This window comes from Allobosea sp. 2RAB26, from assembly GCF_052115465.1.
Classification (GTDB): Bacteria; Pseudomonadota; Alphaproteobacteria; order Rhizobiales; family Beijerinckiaceae; genus Allobosea.
Genome location: NZ_JBFRGS010000003.1, coordinates 203,129 through 225,163 on the forward strand (window position 1 = coordinate 203,129; position 22,035 = coordinate 225,163).

Consider the following 22,035-nt stretch of genomic DNA (forward strand, 5'->3'; position numbering starts at 1 on the left):
GTTAAAAGGGTCTGCGTCTAAACTCTCGGTAGGCGTGAACTCAATAGCGGCCGCGCGCCCAGTATTGCGAGCCGGGGCTCATCAGCACCTGGCGCTGGCGCGTTTCGTAGAGAGCGGGGATCGTCTCGTGCACGACCTGCGTCTGGCGCACCATGACCTTGCGCTGACGCTGGCCATAGACCGCGGGCAGCGTCTCGTAATCGGTGCTCGCCGGGCTGATCTCGACCGTGCGCTGCTGGATGCCGAAGCGCGCCGGCACGTCGACCCAGCAACCGGTGACATTGCCATAGAGATCGCGGCTCACCTCCCAGCGACGCCCCGCCGGTGAGATCAGGACCTGTTCGGCAACCGTGCTGTACTGGGCCGGGCGATAGCGCGGGATGACCCGCTGCGGATGCACCATCACCTGCTCGGTGACGTATTCATATTCGGCCGGAATGATGCGCGACTGCGTCTGGGCCGGGCGCGCGACATAGGTCTCGTTGATCGTGCCATAGACCGGGGGCGACTGCTGCAGCGTGTAGCAGGCGGAGCCATAGCAGCCACCGCCAGCCTGGGCGCCCTGGGCGCCGAGCAGCAGCGCGGCCGCAGCCACCGAAGCGGCCAATGCGGAAGCGGAAAACACCTTGCCTCGCATGTCTGACTCCGACCTCCCCGGCGGCGTCCTGGCGCCGCCGTGTTGGAGGCAGAAAGCCAGCCGGCAGTGATGAACGCAAGGTAAACGCGAAAACAAGGTAAAATTAACCATGATCCGGCGCGTCCGGCAAGGCCTCGAATACTGAATTGGAATGCAAAGGCAGCAGGCCGGCGAGCCCTACGCAGCGGAAGCCTCCCGGCTCAAGGGTAGAGCGGGCCGCAAGTCCCGGCCGGGCACGGTGGCAAGAACGATTTCGTTCAGCGTGCAGCCGAGATGGACGCAGCTTCGGGCTGTATCCCCCGGGCTCAGATCACGTTCCGCTCGGACCAGGAGAGGCGCAGCAGGACAAGTTGCCGGATCCTCCGTTCACAGCCTCCTGAATGGGTGGGCAGGGAACCGAGCCATAGGAACAGAACACGCAGCAATCGCCCTGCTTCGGCCGGAGCAATGCGCCGCATCCCTTGCATTCGTAGAAGAACTGGCAGGCGTCGGTCGGCATCGTCTCGGCCGCCGCGTGTCCGCAATGCGGGCAGGTAATCAGGGACTGAAGCTGCATTCAATTCACGCGCGGTTCTGAGGCATCATAGATGCAATTCCAAGCGACGGGCCGGGTCAAGCTGACAGGATGACTTTCATGAGCGTCCTGCCTGGTGCTGCCCGGAAGGATCAGGTCCTGGCGCAGGGGCTTTCGCTGAGCACCCTCATGGAGCCGACAGAGGTTTCCAGGGCAGGGGGCCCGCCCGTGGGGTGACCTCCGGGCCGGCCAGAGGTGCCTCGATGCAGCCTCGCTCCCGCAAGCCAAGACCCCGCATTCTCGCAAACAAGCCCGGTATTCAATCTGTTTGGAGTCAGGGCCCGCGGTTGAAAATTCAGGATAGACTAAGTCTGGCCCGGCCTCAGCTGATAGAAGACGTGCCGGCCGATCACGTCCATTTTCTTCAGCTTCTTGGCCCAGTACGGCCGAACATAGTCCGCGTGGTAATGCGTGGAGGCGCCGACATCCGCGAGATAGGTCGTGCCCTCAAAGACCTCGCGTGCGATGCGCACGGAGGCGCGCCACGGCTCGGGCTCGGTGATTCGCAGCGACTTGCCCTCGCAGGCGAAGGTGAACTGGCAGGCGAGGTAGCGGTTCCGGTTCTGGTAGACCACGCCGCAGACCGAGTCCGGATAAAGCCCGCTCTTCACCCGGTTGAGCACGACCTGCGCGACCGCAGCCCGGCCTTCCTCGGATTCCGAACGAGCCTCGAAATAGACGGCTTCGGCGAGGCAGCGCTGCTCGCGCGCCATGTTCTCCGGCAGGATCAGCCCGGTATAGATCTGTTTCGGCCCCGGATCGCTCTTGCGCGCGACGCTGGTTGCGGGAGCGGCGGCCTTGCCGCTGGCGGCGGGCCGTGCGGCGGCCACGGCCGGCGGGGTCGTCCGCGCGATCGTGGCGACGCTGTAGTTCACGGTCGGAGTCGACGAGGACTGTGCCGAGGGGGGCGGAACCGAGGGGGTCGAGCCGTCGATGCTCTCAAGCTTCAGCTCGGCTTCCCGCGGCGAGGTGATGATCCGCTTCGGCGAGCTCGGCGAGGAGTCCGAGAGGGCTGGGTCGGTCAGTCCCTCGTCATTGGCATAGGGCTCGAACCCCACTTGCGGACCGTCGCTGCTTTCGCCCTCGCGCACGGCGTCGAGCGCAAAGCCGCCCGAAATCAGGCCCGGCTGGTTGTCGCCGAAGACGACACGTTCGAGCTCGCGTGGCTGCGGGGTAAGCGTCAGGCCCGGGCGCAGGCCCGGCAGCAGGTCGCCCTTGGCGCTGCGGTCGACCTCGGGGAAGGCGCTTGCCGTGCGCTTCATGTCCTCGCGCGGCTGGCGCGGATCGATGGCGATACGCCGTTCGGGGTCGTCGAAGGAGAGATGAGCCTGTTGGATCGAGGATGACAGCGTGAGGCCCGGCAGGCGGAAGGCGCTGGCCGCAACCAGCATCGAAGGGCCTTCCTCGAGCACGGATTCGGGCGAGGGCGCCGCGCGCCGCAGCATGGAATAGGGAATTGCGTCGCCGTCGTGATTTTGCCCGGCGGATGCGGTGAAGGAAACCAGCAGCCCGACGGACAGCGCCCAGGGCGCGACCGTGGCCAGGGCCCATTTCAGACCCAACGCCCTGATTCGCCTCGTGCGACGCCGTAACCGCAACTGACTCAACGCTCTGCCCGCCTTGACAACACCGGGGGTCGGCCGCGCAGCCAAGGCGCGCTTTTCGACGATCCCGTTATCCATCCGGTAGGGTTGAGAGCCGGTTAATGCCGCGCTCAGGCGCGCGTTCTTCGGCGACCCGCGTTCCATGTGCGGCCGTGATGTGGAATTTCACGAAAAGACATTGTTGCGGCGCGGGACGAAACGATAACGTGCAGCCACACGTTTAAACTTGCTCTCCTTCTGTCCTATTGTCGGAGCTCCCAATGAGTGCGGCCACTGGGCGCAGATACGCGCCTGAAATCGTCGTCGCTGCCGGCTGTCTGATCGCGCTGATCACCTTCGGCCCCCGCGCCAGCGCCGGTCTGTTCCAGATCCCGATGACGCTGGAATTCGGCTGGGGGCGCGACACGTTCAGTATCGCCATTGCCCTGCAGAACCTGCTCTGGGGCCTCGGCGCTCCCTTTGCCGGCGCCGTGGCCGACCGGTTCGGTACGGTGCGGGTGCTGTGCTTCGGTGCGTTGCTCTATGCCGCCGGCCTCGTCGTCATGGCCTATGCCACGACGCCGATGACGATGCATCTCGGCGCCGGTGTGCTGATCGGCTTCGGCCTTTCGGCCTGTTCGTTCAATCTCGTGCTGGCTGCCTTCGGGAAGCTGCTGCCGGAGCAATGGCGCCCGATGGCATTCGGTGCCGGGACCGCGGCCGGCTCCTTCGGCCAGTTCCTGTTCCCGCCGATCGGCAACATCATGATCGAGCAGATCGGCTGGCATCAGGCGCTTGTCGTCTTCGCCGGCTCGGTGCTGCTGGTGATGCCGCTCGCCATCATGCTGGGAACGCGCAAGACCGGAGAGGCCAGGCAGGTTGCTTCGGCCGTCAACCTGCCGAACCAGAGCGTCACGCAGGCCCTGACGGAGGCCTTCAAGCATCGCAGTTACGTCCTGCTCGTGCTCGGCTTCTTCACCTGCGGCTTCCAGCTCGCCTTCATCACCGCGCATATGCCGGCCTATCTCAAGGATGCGGGAATGCCCGCCTGGGTCGGCGGCTGGACACTTGCCGTGATCGGTCTCGCGAATGCGGCGGGTTCTCTCGGCTCCGGCTGGCTGACCTCCCGCATGCCGAAGCGCCATTTGCTGGCCTGGATCTATCTGGGGCGGGCGGTTGCCATCGCGGCCTTCATCCTGCTGCCGGCAAGCCCGGCCACCGCGCTGGCCTTCGGCGTCGTGATCGGCCTGTTCTGGCTCTCGACCGTGCCGCCGACCTCCTCGCTGGTCATGCTGATGTTCGGCACGAAATACATGGCGATGCTCTATGGCTTCGCCTTCTTTTCGCATCAGGTCGGCGGTTTCCTCGGCGTGCTTCTCGGTGGCATCCTCTATGAGCGCACCGGCTCCTACGAGATCGTCTGGTGGCTTTCGGTCGCTCTGGGCGTCGCCTCCGCCCTGATCAACCTGCCGATCGTCGAGAAGCCTGTGACGCGCGCGGTGCCGCAGCCCGCCTGATCGGGACGAGGCAAAGGCGCACATGCTTGCGCCTTGCGGATTGCCCGGGCTCGTTCCACTCCTGCCGTGACCAGTTGGCACGACAGGAGTGATGCATGTCCAGCTTTAAGGCGCTCGTCGCGACGAAGGGCGAAACCGGCCCGAACCTCGCCTTTACGGATTTCGCCGAAGCCGATCTGATGGAGGGTGACGTCACCGTCCGCGTCACGCACTCGACCGTGAACTACAAGGACGGGCTCGCGATCACTGGCAAGGCGCCGGTGATCCGGCGCTGGCCGATGATTCCCGGGATCGATTTCTCCGGCCGGGTTGAGACCTCCAGCCACCCCGATTTCAAGCCGGGCGATCTCGTCATCCTGGATGGCTGGGGCACGGGTGAGACCCATCTTGGCGCCTATGCCCAGAAGAGCCGGGTCAAGGGTGACTGGCTGGTGCCGCTGCCGGCCGGCATGACCCCGGCCGACGCCATGGCGATCGGTACCGCGGGCTACACCGCGATGCTCTGCGTGCTGGCGCTGGAGAAGCACGGGCTGAAACCCGCTGACGGCCCGGTCGTGGTCACCGGTGCCGCCGGCGGCGTCGGCTCAGTCGCAATCGCGCTTTTGGCGAAGGCGGGCTGGCATGTCATCGCCTCGACCGGCCGCGCCGAGGAGGCCGACTATCTCAAGGGCCTCGGCGCAGCCGAGATCATCGACCGCAATGAGCTCTCCAACCCCGGCAAGCCGCTGGCCAAGGAGCGCTGGATCGCCGGCGTCGACGCGGTTGGCTCGCATACGCTCGCCAATCTGCTGGCGATGACCCGCTATGGCGGCGCCGTTGCCGCCTGCGGGCTGGCCCAGGGCATGGATCTGCCGGCTTCGGTTGCACCCTTCATCCTGCGAGGCGTCTCGCTGCTCGGAGTCGATTCGGTGATGTGCCCGAAACTACGCCGGCTCGAGGCCTGGGCGCGGCTGGCTTCCGATCTCGATCGCGACAAGCTTGCTGCCATGACCTCGACGATTCCGTTGGAGAGCGTGATCGAGACCGGCAAGGCGATCGTCGAGGGCAAGGTGCGGGGCCGGGTGGTGGTCGAGGTGGGCTAGAGCCCCGGACCGAAAAGTGGAATCCACCTTTCGGAAAAGTCCGATGCTACGCAAAGAGAGGGATCGCCACATTGCGTCCGGTAGGACGCACGGCGATCCAAGGCTCACCCCGTCCCTTCGATCAGGCCGCGGTGCTTCGCGAGTTCGTTTCCGCAAAAGTCCATGAAGGCACGCACCCGCGGCGCGTTGCGGATATCGGGATGGGTCAGGATCCATAGCCCCGTCGAGAAATCCGGATTGGGCGCCGTCAGGCGCGTCAGGCTGGGGCGCTGATCGGCGATGAAGCAGGGCAGGGGGCCGATGCCGATCCCCTGTTCGACGGCTTCGGTGAGGCCGAGTACGGCCGAGCATTTGAGCGCGATCCGCTCCGGCGCGACATGGTCGCGGACATGGCGTGCCGCCTTCACATAACCGAGCTGGTCGCCGAGTGTGACCCAGTCCCGTTCGAAGAGAACGGCAGGATCGGCGGCTTCCTCCGAGGTGAGCCCGTCCTCGCTGCGGCCATAGATCGCCCAGTTCAGCGTCGCGAGCCGGCGCCCGACCAGCGTTTCCCCGGGCGAATCGCTGGCCCGGATCGCAACATCGGCATCGCGCTTCGAGAGGTTGAGCGTCTGGTAGCCGATGGCGACATCCAGCCGGATCGCCGGATGCGCCTGGCGGAACGCCGCGAAGATCGGCAGCAGCATGTTGAGGAAGAGCGTATCGGTCGTGGTGACGCGGACCTCGCCGGACGGGGCGACATCGCGCCCGGCCAGGCGCCGGTCGAAGGCGGTGACATCCTCCTCCATGCGGCTCGCCAGGACGGCCATCTCTTCGCCGGCGCAGGTAGCGACATAGCCCGTCTTGTGGCGTTCGAAGAGGGGCAGGCCGAGCTGTTCCTCGATCTGCCCGAGCCGGCGGAACACGGTGGAATGATTGACCCCGAGAGCAGCAGCCGCACCCGTCAGCCCGCCGTGATCGGCGATCGCCTTGACCAGCCTGAAATCATCCCAGGCGAGATTGGACTTCATCGACGCAGGCTCCGGTTGCGGCGGCAGCATCGCGAGATCTTGCGCAATTGCAAGGCGCTGTTTGCGGGGCTCAGCGCGGTGCCGCAGCGCGCCTCAATCGGTCGTTGATGGCTTCCCCGAGGCCGTGCGCGGGCACCGATGCGATCGCAATCGCCTTGGGGCCCTGCGCATCGAGCTGGCGCATGTAGCCGAAGAGATTGGCTGCAGCTTCCGCGAGATCGCCGCGCGGGCTCAGGTTGAGCGAAATCGCCGGCGCGACGAAGCCCGCTGGCTCCGGTCCGAAGCCGAGCCAGGCTTCTCCGGTGCGGGGCGCTTCGGCGTCCAGCCGCACCGCGGCAGCGGGCGCGTAATGCGAGGCGAGCAGTCCGGGCGAAATCGGTGCGGCGCCAGCCTCGCCGGCGAGCACCAGCGGGCGGCCGATCACGCCCTCGATCGCCGCGCGGGAGACGCCGCCCGGCCGAAGCAGCCTGGGCGCCCCATCGAGGCAGGCGATGATCGTCGACTCGACACCGACCTCGGCCGGCCCGGCATCCACCACGGCATCGATCCGGCCATCGAGATCGGCCAGCACATGCTCTGCGCTGGTGGCGCTGACCCGGCCCGACCGGTTGGCGGAGGGGGCGGCGATCGGGCGTCCCGCCGCCTCGAGAATGGCATGGGCAAGCGGATGCGACGGCACGCGCAACGCGACGGAGGCAAGCCCGGCGCGTGCCAGCTCGCTGACCTGGCAGGCGGACGAAGCCGGCACGACCAGCGTCAAGGGCCCGGGCCAGAAGGCCTTTGCCAGTGCCAGCGCATTGGCATCGAACAGGCCTTCGCGCCGTGCTGCCTCGACGCTCGGCAGATGCGAGATCAGCGGATTGAAGCTCGGCCGCTCCTTTGCCGCATAGATGCCGGCGACGGCGTGGCCGGATGTCGCGTCGGCGGCCAATCCATAGACGGTCTCGGTCGGCAGCGCGACGAGACCTCCGGCGCGCAGCAGGCGCGCGGCCTCGGCAATGCCTTCGGCATCGGCCTGCAGAATGCGGGTCGGACGTATCCCGGAGCCCGTTGACCTGGAATGGTTCATATATAAACTGTGTTGCGCGGCAGTGCGTATGGCGGAAAGTCGTGAGGCTGGCGCGTGGCGAAGGGGATAGTTCGTCGCTAACATCGCCGTCAACGCATAACGACGGCAGCAGACCTTGCGCCGGCACATTGCCAGGCGGGCAGGGCATTCAGGGAGAAGGCCATGAGCTATCGCGCCCCGGTCGAGGACATCGTCGCCACCTTGCGCCATGTGGCAGGGCTGGACCGGCTCGTTGCCGATGGCCTGGCCCCCGAACTCGACGGCGGAATGACCGAAGCGATCCTCGGCGAGGCGGCGAAATTTGCGGGCGATGTGATCGCGCCGCTCAATATGGTCGGCGACAAGGTCGGTTCGACGCTGAGGGATGGGGCGGTGACCACGCCGCCCGGCTGGAAGGAGGCCTACAAGGCCTGGGCCGAGGCTGGCTGGAACGCACTGCCGGCTCCGGAAGCCTATGGCGGGCAAGGCCTGCCGGCGCTGGTGCAGTCGGCCTGCACCGAGATGTGGAACTCCGCCGCCTTCGCCTTCGCGCTTGGCCCGCTGCTCACCGTCGGTGCGATCGAGGCACTGCATGCCCATGGCTCGGCGGAGTTGAAGGAGACCTATCTCGCCAAGCTCGTCTCCGGCGAGTGGATGGGCACGATGAACCTCACCGAACCGCAGGCCGGCTCCGACCTCAACGCGCTGCGCTCGAAGGCCGAGCGCGCCGGGGACGGCACCTATCGCATCACCGGCCAGAAGATCTTCATCACCTATGGCGAGCACGACATGACCGAGAACATCGTGCATCTCGTCCTCGCCCGGCTGCCCGATGCGCCTCCCGGCACACGCGGCATCTCGCTCTTCCTCGTGCCGAAATACCTCGTCAACGCAGATGGAACGCTCGGCGCCCATAACGACCTGCGCTGCTCCGGCATCGAGCACAAGCTCGGCATCCATGCCTCCCCGACCTGCTCGATGGCCTATGGCGACAATGGCGGAGCGATCGGTTGGCTGATCGGCGAGGAGAACCGTGGCCTCGCCTGCATGTTCACGATGATGAACAACGCCCGGCTGAACGTTGCGCTCCAGGGCGTCGCCATCGCCGAGCGGGCCTATCAGCAGGCGCTCGCCTTCGCGCATGAACGCAAGCAGGGCGCGGCACTCGATGCGCCGAAGGGCGCGCCGATGAGCCCGATCATCGTGCATCCCGACATTCGCCGCATGCTGATGGAGATGCGGGCCAAGACGCAGGCGGCGCGTGCGATTTCCTACATGGTCGCGGAAGCGCTCGATCGTTCGCATCGCGAGACCGATATCGGCAAGCGCAAGCAGGCCGCCGAACGAACCGCGATTCTGACGCCGGTGGCGAAGGCCTATGCGACGGATATCGGCGTCGAAGTCGCCTCGACAGGCATCCAGGTCCATGGCGGCATGGGCTATGTCGAGGAGACCGGCGCGGCCCAGCATCTGCGCGATGCCCGCATCGCCACGATCTACGAGGGGACCAACGGCATCCAGGCCATCGATCTCGTGCAGCGCAAGCTGCCGCTGTCAGGCGGCGATGCCGTCAGGGCGTTGATCGCCGAGATGCGGGGCGTGGCGGACGAGGTTGCGGCGGCCAACACGCCCGGCTTCGGCCGCACCGCCGATCGGCTGAAGAGCGCGGTCGACGCGCTGGAGCGTGCAACCGAGTGGATGCTCGCGACTATGGGGGCGAAACCTGCCGAGGTGCTCGCCGGTGCGACGCCCTATCTCAAGCTCTTCGCCCTGGCGCAGGGTGGAACCGGCCTGGCGAAGAAGGCGCTTGCCATGCGCACTGAAGAGACCGGCGCCGCAGCCGTGGCGACAGCCCGCTTCTTTGCCGAGCATGGCGCCATCGAGGCCCCGGGGCTGGAACTCGCCGTGACGGAAGGCGCTGGCGCCGTGACCGAGGCCGACATGGTCTTCGCCGCGTGAACGGGGCGCCGTGCGCCTCAGCCGGCCTTGCGCACGCGCAGGTGCAGGAACAGCGGTGCGACGCGGGTATCCGCAAGATAGGGCTCGCGCGCCGCGGTTTCCGCGTCGATAGTCGGCTCGTGCATATGCTCGATGGTGAAGCCCGTCGTGATGAGGAGGTTGATCCAGTCGCTCAGCGTGCGGTGGAAGCGTGGCACCTTGAACGGCTCGACCCTGGCCTTCTCATGCGCCGGCGCAGCCCCGAAGCGCCAGGTCTCGATCTCGCCATTGGTGGCGCGGAAATACTCGCGCACCTCGATCCCGAGCACAGTGCCGTTCTCGTCCCGCAGTACCCGGCGGAGTGGCGTGGCGAAACAGGGATGCAGGATGGAGAATTGCAGGAAGCCGCCGGGCCGCAGGATACGTTCCGCTTCAGCCAGGACGAGATCCTGACGAGGCATGTCCATCAGGGACATGAAGGCGGTGGCAAAGTCGAAGCTTCCATCTGCGAAAGGCAGATCCATGCCGTCGGCGAGTTGGTAGGAGATGCCGAGTGGAGCGGCAGCTTCCGCCTCCTGTGCGTGCCGAATGAAGGTCGGCGCGATATCGATGCCGGTCATCCGGGCGCCGGCCTGCGCAATCCCGCGGGTGTTGGTGCCTTCGCCGCAGCCGATATCGAGGCCCTCGAGCCCGCTGACGGAGGGCAAGTTCGCCATGAAAGCCGGCGTGTTCTGGGCATCCCGATAAAGGTCGTAGCCGGCGCGCGCATGGCGCGTCCAGGTTTCGGCATTGGCCTCCCAGCAGGCGGCGACGTCTGCGCTGTCCATTCCGGCTCTCCTGATTCGGGGGACGGTTCGTCTAGAGGATTGCCGATGTCTGCGCTACCGGAATTGTCGCTCCGGTGGTGACCAGCGCCGACCTTGCGGCAGCGCCGCTCGCTAGCCGCATCTGCCTCGTTGCGGGAGCCTCGCGCGGCCTGGGGCGCGGCATCGCGCGGGCCCTGGGCGAAGCAGGGGCAACCGTCATCGTTACCGGCCGCTCCAGCGAGGCCGGCCCCCGCACGGACCAGCGGCCGGAGACTTTTGAGGACACGGCGCGCGAGGTCGAGGCGGCCGGCGGCAAAGGGCATCCCTATCGCTGCGACCATACGCAGGAGCGCGAGGTCGATCAGCTTGTCTCCTGGGCTCTGCGACGCTTCGGCCGGCTCGATTGCGTCGTCGATGCGGTCTGGGGCGGCAATGAGGGCTATGACGGCGACAGGTACCCCGACGGATCGGCCTTTGGCACGCCGTTCTGGCGCCGCCCGGCTGCACGGCTGGGCCAGGGCTTCGAGAGTGGCGTCTATGCGCAGCTCCTGCTGGCGAAGGCCGTTGCGCCGGCCATGGTCCAGATGCGCAAGGGGCTGATCGTCACCGTGGGTTTCGATACCGGTGCGGGCTATCTCGGCGATGTCGTCTACGATCTCGCCAAGGCTGCGATGAACCGGCTGACCTTCGCCATGGCGCAGGAACTCAGGCCTTACGGTGTCACCGCGCTCGGCCTCTCGCCCGGCCATGTCCTGACCGAGCGCGTGCAGGATGCCGGCATGGCGGCCGAGACGACGGAGACGCCACTCTATGCCGGCAGGGCCGTCGCCGCGCTCGCCGCTGATCCCGATGTCAACCGGCACGCCGGGACCGTGCTGCATGTTGCCGATCTCGCGCGAGCCTATGGCTTCACCGATAAGGACGGCACTCAGCCGGCCCGTTTCACCATTCCAGATTGAGAGGGAGAGAGACCATGTCGCTCAAGAACAAGACGCTCTTCATCACCGGCGGCTCGCGCGGCATCGGGCTCGCGATCGCGCTCAAGGCGGCCCGCGACGGCGCCAATGTCACCATTGCCGCGAAGACGGCCGAGCCGCATCCGAAGCTGCCGGGCACGATCCATACCGCCGCCGCCGAAATCGAGGCCGCCGGCGGAAAATGCCTGCCGCTGATGGTCGATGTGCGCGATGAGGCTGCGGTCGCGGACGCCATTGCCAAGACGGCAGCCACCTTCGGCGGCATCGACATCGTCGTGAACAATGCGAGCGCGATCAATCTGACCAACACGCAGATGACCGACATGAAGCGCTTCGATCTGATGCACCAGATCAACACGCGCGGCACCTTCATGGTCTCGAAATATGCGATCCCGCATCTGGAGAAGGCGGAGAACCCGCATATCCTGATGCTCTCGCCGCCGCTCGACATGAAGACGCACTGGTTCGCGCCGCATCTCGCCTATTCCATCGCGAAATACGGCATGAGCCTGTGCGTGCTGGGCCTGGCCGGCGAACTCGCCCCGAAGGGCATCGCGGTCAACGCACTCTGGCCCCGCACCACCATCGCGACAGCGGCCGTCCAGAATCTGCTCGGCGGCGACAAGATGGTGCAGGCGAGCCGCACGCCCGAGATCCTGGCCGATGCGGCGCATATGATCTTCCTGAAGTCGTCGCGGCAGTTTTCCGGCAATTTCCTGATCGACGACAGCTTCATGGCCGGCGAAGGCGTCACCGACTTTTCGGCCTACCGCGTCGATCCGTCAGTGCCGCTGATGCCGGACTTCTTCGTGCCCGCCGACAGCAAGCCGCCAGCCGGTGTGAAGGGCGGGGTGTGAAGCGCGCCGCGAGGCGCGTCATCGGTTTGACATCGTTGGTGGCTTGGAGTTCCTGCCCTGCAGCAAAGCGGCCTGTCGGCTGCCGACGAGTCGCTCCCCTATGCTCCTGATCCACAGCATCTGCCCCGACCATGGCGACCGGTTGGCCCATCGCCCGCTCTCGGAGGATGAGCCGATCCCGATGGGAGCCGTCTGGATCGATCTCCTCAATCCGACCTCCACGGACGACAAGCGGGTCGAGGCCCATCTCGGCATCTCGATCCCGACGCGCGAGGAGATGCATGACCTTGAGCCGTCCGAGATCATCTATACCGAGAACGGCGCCCATTACATGACGGCGCGGGTGATCTGCCAGTCGGACAGCAATGTCCCCAAGCTGGCGGACGTCACCTTCATCCTGACCGAGAAGGCGCTGGTGACCGTGCGCTATGACGAGCCCGGTGCCTTCGGCATCTTTCTCAACCGGGTCGCCAAGCCGGGCGGCTGCGGCATGCAGCCAGAAGCCATCATGGAAGGGTTGATCGAGGCGATCGTCGACCGAGCCGCCGAGGTGCTGCGCGGTGTCGGCGACAAGATCGACGGTGCCTCGCGCCGGATCTTCGACGGCAAGGCGGCCGAGGTCGAGCAGGGCAGCGCCTATCAGGGCGTGATCCAGAAAATCGGCCAGTACGAGCACATCATCTCGAATGTGCGCGAGAGCATGGTGGCAATCGAGCGCGTGCTGCTCTTCCTGTCGGCCAATTACAAGCGGCCGAAGAAGGCCGCGAGCGGCTTCGCACCGGAATGGCGGACCTCGATCCGCGACGTCCAGGCCATCGAGGAGCACGCGACCTTCCTCTCGAGCAAGCTGCAATTCATGCTCGATGCCACGCTGGGTCTGGTCAGCATCGAGCAGAACAAGATCATCAAGCTGTTCTCGGTCGTCGCCGTCGCCCTGATGCCGCCGACGCTGATCGCCTCGGTCTACGGCATGAACTTCAAGACGATGCCGGAATTGGATTGGCAGTTCGGATACCCGATCGCCATCGGCATGATGGTCGTCGCGGCAGTCGTACCCTATGTCTTCTTCCGCTGGAAAAAATGGCTCTGACGCCTGGATTGAAGGTTGCCTTGGAGGTCTGCACGACCACGGGCAGCGTCGAGCCGATCCAGTAGATCGCTGCTCCGTCACCGGGGCGGGAGGCGCTGGAGCAGCGCCTCCCCGCGCGGCGACAGGCGATAGCCGCTCGTCAGGCTTTCCGTCAGCCCGAGCGCCTTGAGTTTGCGCACGTCCTGCTTGAACGGAAGGGTTTCTCTGCCAAGCAGTGCCGCAAGCTCTGGTGCGCGCCGTGCCGGATGAGCCGCGATCAGCGCGAGCGTCGCCAGCGTCCAGGCCCGGCGCGTGTCGAGGCGCATGAGGCGCGTTTCGATGTCGTGCATCTCCGGCTCGCCAAGCTCGGCCTCCGCCCGCAAGGCGATGCGTGGATCTGGCCCGGCAAGCCGCAGGTGGATCCGGTAGAGCTGGCCCTCGCGGCTCGAAAGCTCTGCAAGCAGGCTTTCACGCATGACATGTCCTGCGGCACGCGCGTCGTCCTCGCTGATCTCCGCGACCGGTTCGACGCCCTCGATCGCCAGCAGGCCGATGCTCGTCAGGAGCGTGCCGCCCGCCCTGACGCTGGGCCGGTGCCAGCGGCGGAACACAAGCGTGACGCGCCCGGCTGCGATGCCATCCAATGTCCTGCGGTTCAGCAGCACGGTGTCACGCCAGCACGCGGGCCATCACGTCCTTCAGGCCCTCGCTGCCGCGCGTCAGCCAGCCAGGAACAGGCAGGCCCTTCGAGCGCAGGAATGCCGGATTGAACAGCTTTGACTGATAGCGTGTGCCGTAATCGGCGAGGATGGTCACGATGGTGTGACCCGGACCCATCTCCTTTGCCAGCCTGATCGCGCCGGCGACATTGATGCCGGAAGAACCGCCGAGGCAAAGCCCTTCATGTTCCAGCAGTTCGAAGACGAGCGGGATCGCCTCCTCGTCAGGGATCTGGAAGGAGACGTCGATCGGAGCGCCCTCGATATTCCGGGTGATCCGGCCCTGACCGATGCCCTCTGTGATCGAGGAGCCTTCCGCCTTCAATTCGCCGGTCGTGAACCAGGAATGCAGGGCCGCCCCCATCGGATCGGCAAGGCCGATGCGGATCTTTGGGTTGAAACTCTTCAGCGCGATCGCGGCGCCAGCAAGCGTGCCGCCGGTGCCGACCGCGCAGATGAAGCCGTCGACCTTGCCGTCCGTCTGTCGCCAGATCTCCGGCCCGGTCGTCTCGATATGACCCTGCCGATTGGCGATGTTGTCGAACTGGTTGGCCCAGATCGCGCCGTTCGGCTCGCTCTTCGCCAGTTCCTCGGCGAGACGGCCCGAGACCTTCACGTAATTATTGGGATTGGCGTAGCCGACCGCAGGCACCTCGACCAGCGTCGCGCCGGCAAGCCGCAGCATGTCCTTCTTTTCCTGCGACTGCGTCTCGGGGATCACGATCACCGAGCGATACCCAAGTGCATTGCCGACGAGGGCAAGCCCGATGCCGGTATTGCCGGCCGTGCCTTCGACGATCACGCCGCCGGGTTTCAGGAGGCCGCGCGCCTCGGCATCGCGTATGATCGCGAGGGCGGCGCGGTCCTTGACGGATTGCCCCGGGTTCATGAACTCGGCCTTCCCCAGGATCGTGCAACCGGTCATCTCCGAGGCACGCTTGAGCTTGATCAGGGGCGTATTGCCGATGGCTTCGATGACACCGTTGCGGATCGTCATGATGGAAATCGCTCCTCGGGCCGAGACGCGTCTCCGGTCGGGCCGGAGCGGCGCTGCACGTCAAGATAGAGAATTTTCTTCTCGTTTCACGGGAAGAATTTTTCGAATTGCGTGGATTGGGCGACCGAATTTCCCTCTTTCGGTTCAACCTGATAGGCGAACCTAAACCGAAGGTCACAAACGTAAATCCGCATGTCCATTCTCGCCATGAACGAAACCCTCACGATCGCGCATCTCGGCCAGCGCGGCGACGGCATTGCCGAGACGTCCCAAGGGGCGGTCTTCGTGCCCTATACCCTGCCCGGGGAGACGGTGCGGGTCGTTCGCGATGGCGACCGCGCGCAACTCGTCGAGATCCTGGCGCCCGCTGAATCGCGGGTGGCGGCGATCTGCCCGCTCTTTACCCGCTGCGGCGGCTGCGCGGCGCAGCATATGCCTCCGGCACTCTATCAGGACTGGAAGCGGCAGCAGATCGTGACCGCGCTCGCCCGTGTCGGGATCGATGCGCCGGTAGCGGCGGTGGTCGATGCGCATGGAGTGGGTCGGCGCCGTGTGACCTTCCACGCCCGGCGCGAAGGCGCGGGCATGATGGTCGGCTTCATGATGGCCCGCAGTCATGACCTCATTGCCGTCGAGGCCTGTCCGGTTCTGGCTCCCGGCCTTGCGCGCGCTCCTGCCGTCGCGCAGCTGCTCGCCAACCGGCTGGGGGGCTCGAACAAGCCGCTTGACCTTCAGGTTACGACCTCCGAGGCCGGGCTCGATGTCGATATTCGCGGCCACGGCCCTGCCGGAGGCAAGCTGCGCCTCACCCTGACTGAGGTGGCCGAACGGCTCGATCTCGCCCGGCTCGCCATGCATGGCGATGTCATCGTCGAGCGCCGCCCGCCTTTGCAGGCCATGGGGCGAGCCTATGTTGCGCCCGGCCCCGGCGGTTTTCTCCAGGCGACGGCGGAAGGCGAGGAGCGTCTCGCTGCGCTCGTCGTCGATGCGCTGCCGAAGGTGAAGCGCGTGGCGGATCTTTTCGCGGGATGCGGACCTTTCACCTTCCGGCTGGCGGAGAAGGCGCAGGTTCATGCGCTGGAGAGCGACAAGGCAGCCGTGCAGGCTTTGCTCAGGGCCGCGAGCGCAACGCAAGGGCTGAAGGCCGTCACGGGCGAGCAACGCGATCTCTTTCGCCGGCCTCTGCTTGAGTCCGAGCTGAACGGCTTCGATGCGGTGGTGCTCGATCCGCCTCGCGCAGGCGCGGAGGCGCAGGTGAAGCGGCTGGCCGCGTCCAAGGTCGCGACCGTCGTCTATGTCTCCTGCGATGCCGGGAGCTTCGCACGCGACGCGGCGCTTCTGGTCGCGGGCGGATATGCGCTGGACGGTGTCACGCCGGTCGACCAGTTCCGATATTCCGCTCACATAGAGCTGGTCGCCCGGTTTCGGCGCTCAGGCAAGAAGTGACCCCGGAGACCCTATGAGCGCTCAAGTTCTGGACCGGATGGCCGGCATCGTCGGCGCGCGCAACATCATCGCCGAGCCTGATGCGATGCTGCCCTATCTCAAGGAATGGCGGGATCTGTTTCGCGGCCAGGCGACGGCAGTCGTGCGGCCGGGCTCGACCGAGGAGGTCGCGGCGATCGTCAGGCTTGCAGCCGAGACCGGGACGACGCTGGTGCCGCAGGGCGGGAATACCGGGCTTGTCGGGGGGCAGATCCCGGTTGCCGACGGGCGTGAGATCATTCTCTCGCTGCAGCGGCTCGACAAGGTTCGTGCCGTCGATGCCGAAGGCGACACCATGATCGTCGAGGCCGGGGTTACGCTCCAGCGTGCGCAGGAGGCGGCTGAAGAGGCCGGACGGCTCTTCCCGCTCTCGCTCGCCTCGGAGGGCACTTGCACCATTGGCGGCAATCTCTCGACCAATGCCGGTGGCACCGCCGTGATCGCTTATGGCAATGCTCGTGAGCTCTGCATGGGGCTCGAGGTTGTGCTGGCTGACGGCCGCATCTGGAACGGGCTCAGGCAACTCCGCAAGGACAATACCGGCTACGACCTGAAGAACCTCTTCATCGGAGCCGAAGGAACGCTCGGCGTCATCACCGCTGCGGTGCTCAAGCTCTTCCCGCTTCCCGCGGCGCGCGCCACGGCCTTCCTTGCGCTGCCGGGGCCGGCGGAGGCGCTGGCCTTGCTCAACGCCGCCAAGGCCGGCGCGGGCGGCACATTGACGACCTTCGAACTCATGCCGCGCATCGGGCTTGAATTCGTGCTGCGCCATGCGGCCGGCACCCGTGACCCGCTTTCGGAGCCGTCGCCCTGGTACGTGCTGATGGAGGTTTCGGCTCAAAGCGCGGTCGGTCTCAATGAGGCTGTCGAATCCTTCCTGGGCGAGGCACTGGAAAACGGCCTGATCACCGATGCCGCGCTGGCCGGCTCGCTGGAACAGCGCAAGGATTTCTGGAAGCTGCGCGAGATGCTGTCGGAGGTGCAGCGTTTCGAGGGCGGCTCGATCAAGCACGACATTTCCGTGCCGTTGCACGCAACGCCGGATTTCCTGGCTCGCGCCATTGCGACGGTCGAGGCGATGATCCCCGGCTGCCGCGCGGTGCCCTTCGGTCATCTTGGCGACGGCAATATCCATTTCAATGTCAGCCAGCCGGTCGGGGCCGACAAGGAGGCCTTCCTGGCGCGCTGGAATGAGATCAATCGCGCCGTCCATGCCATCGTCACCGAGATGCATGGCTCGATCTCGGCCGAGCACGGCATTGGCCGGCTCAAGCGCTACTTGCTCCCGAGCGTGAAGGATCCGGTCGAACTCGCGCTGATGAAGACATTGAAGGCGACGCTCGACCCGCAGGGCATCCTGAACCCCGGCGCCGTGCTGTAAGACGACAGCCCGTCAGGCTTGGCTGCAGACGGGCACGCTGCTCAGAACAGGCTCCCCTGCGCCGGTGGCTCCACCGGCCGGCGCGGCTTTGCGGGCGGTGCCCGGTTTTCCGTTGCCGCGTCATAGGGGGCCTGGACTTCAGGCCCGTCATTGCTGACCCGGTTCACCGCGGTCCCGATCCGGACCGCTTCCAGCAAATCCTCCGCCGGAGGCTTCAGCAGCGTTGCGACATCGTCGTCGCGCGCGCTGGCATCGAGCCAGGCTGCGTGATCCGCAGGTGCGAGGATGACGGGGCAGCGGTGGTGGAAGGCTGACATCAGGCCGTTGGCCGGACCGGTGACCATCGCAACCGTGTCGATCTCGGAGCCGTCCTGCGAATGCCAGGTCTCCCACAGGGCGGCGAAGGCAAAGAGGCCGTGATCCGGCTTGCGGAACAGATAGGGGCGGCTCTCCTTGTCGAGCCGATGCCATTCATAGAAGCCGTCGACCGGCATCAGGCAGCGCCTGCGGCTGAAAGCAGCGCGAAAGGACGGTTTCTCGCGTGCGCTCTCGCTGCGGATATTGATCACCAGCGGAAAGTCCCTGGTGTCCTTGACCCAGCCGGGAATGAAGCCCCAGCGCATCAGCAGGAACTGTCGTCCGCCTTCATGATTGCGGATGACAGGCACGGGCTGCGTCGGCGCGATGTTGTAGCGCGGCGGAAAATTGGGCTGCTCGGGATAGGCGAAGTGTTCGCGCATCGCCTGAGGCGGAAGGGTAATGGCGTAGCGACCACACATGTCGCGCTGGATGTGCCAAGCCTTACCGCTCGGATCAACACTTTATTCGGGTTTGGTCGAGCATAGTCCCGCCAATTCAGAGGCCTGAGGATGACCGCCCCCGCGATGAGAGCGCTGGCCGTTGACGCGGATGAACGGCTGGGTCCGACCGGGAAGCCCCCGCTCTCGACCGACTATCTCAATCGCTATGGCGAAGCGCTGATGCTGATCGAATTGGTGCCGATGGATCGCGGCATCATCGACGAGCTCCGCAGCTGGCGGGCAGTCGGCTATCGCGAGCATTTCCAGACCTCGCGGCTGCGCTGCGCACCGGAGGCGCTTGCTGCCTACGACCAGCTCGACGCTCGTCAGATCGAGGCTTTCGAAGAGCTCTGCCGCACCATGAGCCAGTTGATCGCTGCGGCGACCGCGCTGCTCGGGGATCTGGATGAAGGCGAGGACGTCGCGGCAGTCGTCGAGGTCGCAGCTGGAGCGTTGCGCAGTCTGATCGGTCACACCACGCTCTTCATCAACGTCAACGGCCAGATCGACACCGACGACTTCGATGTCCGCTCACTGCAGAGCAATATCGATGCCCTGTTCGCGAACTGAGTTAGCGTCCTAAGCATCGGCCCGAAAAGTGGATTGCGGTTTTCGGGAAAACCTATGCGAACACAGAAAGCATCGGCCCGAAAAGTGGTCTGCGGTTTTCGGGAAAGCCGATGCGTACGCAGAAGACATCGGCCCGAAAAGTGGATTGCGGTTTTCGGGAAAGCCGATGCGTGCGCAGAAGACATCGGCCCGAAAAGTGATCTGCGGTTTGATCTAACCTGACCGGTAGCCGCCAATCAGAAACTCGCGATTGCCGTCGCCGCCCTCGATCGGTGAGGGGATCGGGCCGCTGACCGCGAAGCCCAGTTCCGCGAACAGCGTCGAAATCTCCGCGCAGACCTGGGCGTGCACGGCTTCATCGCGCACCACGCCCTTCTTGAGCGCCGCTCGTCCGGCTTCAAATTGCGGCTTGATCAGCGCCGCGATCCGGGCCTCGGGCGTCAACAGGCCGGCAACGGTCGGCAGGACAAGCCTCAGCGAGATGAAGCTGACATCGATCACGGCGAGCGCGGGAGCCGGGGCAAATTCTCCCGCCGCCAACGCCCGGATATCGCGCGCTTCGAGGCTGGTGACGCGCGCAAGGCCTCTCAGGCTCGGATGAAGCTGGTCCCGCCCGACATCGACGGCGAACACGTGGCTCGCGCCCCGCCGGAGCAGGACGTCGGTGAAGCCACCGGTGGAGGCGCCGACATCGACACAGGTCAGCCCGGCCGGATCGAAGCCGAAGGCATCGAGCGCGGCCGCCAGTTTCAGCCCGCCGCGCGAGACATAGGGATGCGGCGCCTCGGCCAGGATCTCGGCATCGCGCGCGATCATTTCAGAGGCTTTTCGCACGGCGATGCCGCCGGCGGAGACCAGGCCCGCAGCAATCGCCGCCTGTGCCCGTGCGCGGCTCTCGAAGAAGCCGCGCTCGACGAGAAGCTGGTCCGCCCGGCTCTTCATGATTTCAGCCGCCCGCGCTCAGGCGCGGCGCACGGCGCCCGGCGTGCCCAGCGCCTGCTCGACGCTGCGCACGATGCCTGCGGCGTCGAGCCCGGCCAGCGCGTACATCACATCCGGCTTGTCCTGGTCCTGATAGAGATCGGGCAATGTCAGTGTTCGCACCTTCAACCCGCCGTCGAGCATTCCGGTTCTCGCCAGCAGGTGAAGGACATGGCTGCCGAAGCCGCCAACCGAGCCTTCCTCGACGGTGATCAGGATCTCGTGCTCGCGGGCGAGCCGCAGGATCAGCGCCTCGTCCAGCGGCTTGGCGAAGCGTGCGTCGGCGACCGTGGTCGAGAGCCCGCGCTGAGCGAGCAACTCGGCGGCCGCAAGGCTCTCTGCAAGCCGTGTGCCCAGCGACAGAATGGCCACGCGTGACCCTTCGCGGACGATCCGGCCCTTGCCGATCTCGAGCGGAATGCCGGTTTGCGGCATCTCCACGCCGACGCCTTCGCCGCGCGGATAGCGGAAGGCGATCGGCCCGGAATCATAGGCGGCGGCGGTCGCAACCATATGGGTCAGTTCCGCCTCGTCGGCTGCGGCCATCACCACCATGTCGGGCAGGCAGGCGAGATAGGCCACATCGAAGGCCCCGGCATGGGTCGCGCCATCGGCGCCAACAAGGCCGGCCCGGTCGAGCGCGAAGCGCACCGGTAGCTTCTGGATGGAGACATCATGCACGACCTGATCATAGGCGCGCTGCAGGAAGGTCGAGTAGATCGCGCAGAACGGCTTGTAGCCCTCGCTTGCCAGGCCGGCGGCAAAGGTCACCGCATGCTGCTCGGCAATGCCGACATCGAAGGTCCGGCCCGGAAATTCCTTGCCGAATGCATCGAGACCGGTGCCCGAGGGCATGGCGGCGGTGACGGCAACGATCTTCTCGTCCTCGCGCGCCGCCTTGATCAGCGCATTGGCGAAGACCTTGGTGTAGCTCGGAGCATTCGCAGGAGCTTTGGCCTGTTGCCCGGTGACGGGATCGAACTTCACCACGGCGTGGTGCTTGTCGGCGCTCGCCTCGGCAGGGGCATAGCCCTTGCCTTTCTGCGTCACGACATGGACGAGGATCGGCCCACTCTGCGCATCGCGGACATTGCGCAGCACCGGAAGCAGGTGGTCGAGATTGTGACCGTCGATCGGCCCGACATAATAGAAGCCGAGCTCCTCGAACAGCGTTCCACCGGTCCAGAAGCCGCGCGCGAACTCCTCGGTGCGCCTGGCCTTCTCGTGGAAGAAGCGGGGCAGCTTCTCCGCCAGATATTTTGCCACCTCGCGGAGCGAGCGATAGGTGCGTCCAGAGACCAGCCGCGCGAGATAGGCTGACATCGCGCCCACCGGCGGCGCGATCGACATGTCGTTGTCGTTGAGAATGACGATCAGCCTGGAGCCGAGCGCTCCGGCATTGTTCATCGCCTCATAGGCCATGCCCGCCGACATCGCTCCATCGCCGATCACCGCGATGACATTGTTGGGCTTGCCGGCGAGATCGCGCGCGACCGCCATGCCGAGCCCGGCCGAGATCGAGGTCGAGGAATGAGCGGCGCCGAAGGGGTCGTACTCGCTCTCGCTGCGCCTGGTGAAGCCGGAGAGGCCTCCGGGTTGGCGCAGGGTCCGGATGCGGTCGCGCCGGCCGGTCAGGATCTTGTGCGGATAGGCCTGATGGCCGACATCCCAGATCAGGCGGTCATCCGGGGTGTCGAAGACGTGGTGCAGGGCGACGGTCAGCTCGACCACGCCGAGGCCAGCGCCGAGATGGCCGCCGGTGACCGAGACGGCATCGATGGTCTCGGCGCGAAGTTCGTCGGCGAGCTGACGCAACTGGACATCGTCCAGGCGACGCAATGCGGCGGGATCGGACACTTGATCGAGAAGTGGAGTGGCAGGGCGGGGCACGGTTGAGCGACACGTTCCTTCGAGGTGATCGACTTCGAATAAAGCCTGCGAGCGGCGCTGGCAAACCGGCGGGTCATCACAGCGCCGGAAGACAGGAAACGGGTGGGGCTGATG

The 22,035-nt window shown here is 66.0% G+C and carries 20 protein-coding genes; 9 read left to right on the top strand and 11 right to left on the bottom strand.

Annotated features, from left to right (window positions below):
* Positions 1 to 40: 40 nt before the first annotated feature.
* The 3 genes from AB4118_RS06690 to AB4118_RS06700 form a co-directional block, all read right to left on the bottom strand.
* Positions 41 to 637 carry a hypothetical protein gene (locus AB4118_RS06690; protein ID WP_441489005.1) on the bottom strand — a complete coding sequence of 199 codons (597 nt, stop codon included), beginning with the start codon at positions 635 to 637 and terminating at the stop codon, positions 41 to 43.
* Positions 638 to 947: 310 nt separating this feature from the next.
* The gene (locus tag AB4118_RS06695; RefSeq protein WP_441489006.1) at positions 948 to 1,193 is read right to left on the bottom strand and encodes a GDCCVxC domain-containing (seleno)protein; all 246 of its coding nucleotides are present in this window, start codon (positions 1,191 to 1,193) and stop codon (positions 948 to 950) included.
* 323 nt (positions 1,194 to 1,516) lie between these two features.
* On the bottom strand, positions 1,517 to 2,773 hold the full coding sequence (locus AB4118_RS06700; protein ID WP_441489007.1) for a cell wall hydrolase: 1,257 nt from the start codon (positions 2,771 to 2,773) through the stop codon (positions 1,517 to 1,519).
* 302 nt (positions 2,774 to 3,075) lie between these two features.
* Between AB4118_RS06700 and AB4118_RS06705 the strand changes: the two genes are divergently transcribed.
* Entirely contained in the window at positions 3,076 to 4,311 is a 1,236-nt protein-coding gene (locus AB4118_RS06705; RefSeq protein ID WP_441489008.1) for an MFS transporter, read from the top strand.
* Positions 4,312 to 4,406: 95 nt separating this feature from the next.
* Positions 4,407 to 5,393, top strand: coding sequence for an acrylyl-CoA reductase (NADPH) (gene acuI / locus AB4118_RS06710; protein ID WP_441489009.1), 987 nt, complete (start codon positions 4,407 to 4,409; stop codon positions 5,391 to 5,393).
* A 104-nt stretch (positions 5,394 to 5,497) separates the two neighbouring features.
* On the opposite strand, the gene AB4118_RS06715 is transcribed toward acuI, so the two are convergent.
* Positions 5,498 to 6,403 carry a LysR family transcriptional regulator gene (locus tag AB4118_RS06715; protein WP_441489010.1) on the bottom strand — a complete coding sequence of 302 codons (906 nt, stop codon included), beginning with the start codon at positions 6,401 to 6,403 and terminating at the stop codon, positions 5,498 to 5,500.
* 70 nt (positions 6,404 to 6,473) lie between these two features.
* Complete coding sequence (locus tag AB4118_RS06720) at positions 6,474 to 7,472, bottom strand: L-threonylcarbamoyladenylate synthase (protein WP_441489011.1); 999 nt, start codon at positions 7,470 to 7,472, stop codon at positions 6,474 to 6,476.
* Positions 7,473 to 7,634: 162 nt separating this feature from the next.
* Here AB4118_RS06720 and AB4118_RS06725 point away from each other — a divergent pair, with 162 nt between their 5' ends.
* Entirely contained in the window at positions 7,635 to 9,410 is a 1,776-nt protein-coding gene (locus AB4118_RS06725; protein WP_441489012.1) for an acyl-CoA dehydrogenase, read from the top strand.
* 17 nt (positions 9,411 to 9,427) lie between these two features.
* Here the strand turns inward: AB4118_RS06725 and AB4118_RS06730 are convergent, their stop codons facing one another.
* Positions 9,428 to 10,216 (bottom strand): class I SAM-dependent methyltransferase, encoded by a 789-nt coding sequence (locus tag AB4118_RS06730; RefSeq protein ID WP_441489013.1) that lies wholly within the window; start codon positions 10,214 to 10,216, stop codon positions 9,428 to 9,430.
* 74 nt (positions 10,217 to 10,290) lie between these two features.
* Here AB4118_RS06730 and AB4118_RS06735 point away from each other — a divergent pair, with 74 nt between their 5' ends.
* The 3 genes from AB4118_RS06735 (at position 10,291) to AB4118_RS06745 (ending at position 13,119) form a co-directional block, all read left to right on the top strand.
* Positions 10,291 to 11,154, top strand: a complete 864-nt coding sequence (locus tag AB4118_RS06735; RefSeq protein WP_441489014.1) for an SDR family NAD(P)-dependent oxidoreductase — start codon at positions 10,291 to 10,293, stop codon at positions 11,152 to 11,154.
* Between the two features lie 14 nt (positions 11,155 to 11,168).
* Positions 11,169 to 12,029: an SDR family oxidoreductase gene (locus tag AB4118_RS06740; RefSeq protein ID WP_441489015.1), complete on the top strand. Its 861-nt coding sequence runs from the start codon at positions 11,169 to 11,171 to the stop codon at positions 12,027 to 12,029.
* 100 nt (positions 12,030 to 12,129) lie between these two features.
* Positions 12,130 to 13,119, top strand: a complete 990-nt coding sequence (locus AB4118_RS06745; protein ID WP_441489016.1) for a magnesium transporter CorA family protein — start codon at positions 12,130 to 12,132, stop codon at positions 13,117 to 13,119.
* A gap of 77 nt (positions 13,120 to 13,196) precedes the next feature.
* Here AB4118_RS06745 and AB4118_RS06750 read toward each other — a convergent pair whose 3' ends face one another.
* On the bottom strand, positions 13,197 to 13,763 hold the full coding sequence (locus tag AB4118_RS06750; protein ID WP_441489017.1) for a hypothetical protein: 567 nt from the start codon (positions 13,761 to 13,763) through the stop codon (positions 13,197 to 13,199).
* A 4-nt stretch (positions 13,764 to 13,767) separates the two neighbouring features.
* Positions 13,768 to 14,814: a cysteine synthase A gene (locus AB4118_RS06755; protein WP_441489018.1), complete on the bottom strand. Its 1,047-nt coding sequence runs from the start codon at positions 14,812 to 14,814 to the stop codon at positions 13,768 to 13,770.
* A 192-nt stretch (positions 14,815 to 15,006) separates the two neighbouring features.
* Between AB4118_RS06755 and AB4118_RS06760 the strand changes: the two genes are divergently transcribed.
* Both AB4118_RS06760 and AB4118_RS06765 read left to right on the top strand, forming a co-directional pair.
* On the top strand, positions 15,007 to 16,260 hold the full coding sequence (locus AB4118_RS06760; protein ID WP_441489019.1) for a class I SAM-dependent RNA methyltransferase: 1,254 nt from the start codon (positions 15,007 to 15,009) through the stop codon (positions 16,258 to 16,260).
* Between the two features lie 13 nt (positions 16,261 to 16,273).
* Positions 16,274 to 17,680, top strand: coding sequence for an FAD-binding oxidoreductase (locus AB4118_RS06765; RefSeq protein WP_441489020.1), 1,407 nt, complete (start codon positions 16,274 to 16,276; stop codon positions 17,678 to 17,680).
* A 41-nt stretch (positions 17,681 to 17,721) separates the two neighbouring features.
* Here the strand turns inward: AB4118_RS06765 and AB4118_RS06770 are convergent, their stop codons facing one another.
* Positions 17,722 to 18,459 carry an SOS response-associated peptidase gene (locus AB4118_RS06770; protein WP_441489021.1) on the bottom strand — a complete coding sequence of 246 codons (738 nt, stop codon included), beginning with the start codon at positions 18,457 to 18,459 and terminating at the stop codon, positions 17,722 to 17,724.
* A 105-nt stretch (positions 18,460 to 18,564) separates the two neighbouring features.
* Between AB4118_RS06770 and AB4118_RS06775 the strand changes: the two genes are divergently transcribed.
* A complete protein-coding gene (locus tag AB4118_RS06775; RefSeq protein ID WP_441489022.1) occupies positions 18,565 to 19,050 on the top strand; it encodes a hypothetical protein in 486 nt (161 codons plus the stop codon).
* 213 nt (positions 19,051 to 19,263) lie between these two features.
* Here the strand turns inward: AB4118_RS06775 and AB4118_RS06780 are convergent, their stop codons facing one another.
* Both AB4118_RS06780 and dxs read right to left on the bottom strand, forming a co-directional pair.
* Positions 19,264 to 19,992: a TlyA family RNA methyltransferase gene (locus AB4118_RS06780; protein ID WP_441489023.1), complete on the bottom strand. Its 729-nt coding sequence runs from the start codon at positions 19,990 to 19,992 to the stop codon at positions 19,264 to 19,266.
* Positions 19,993 to 20,010: 18 nt separating this feature from the next.
* Positions 20,011 to 21,921: a 1-deoxy-D-xylulose-5-phosphate synthase gene (gene dxs / locus AB4118_RS06785; protein WP_441489024.1), complete on the bottom strand. Its 1,911-nt coding sequence runs from the start codon at positions 21,919 to 21,921 to the stop codon at positions 20,011 to 20,013.
* Between the last annotated feature and the right edge of the window lie 114 nt (positions 21,922 to 22,035).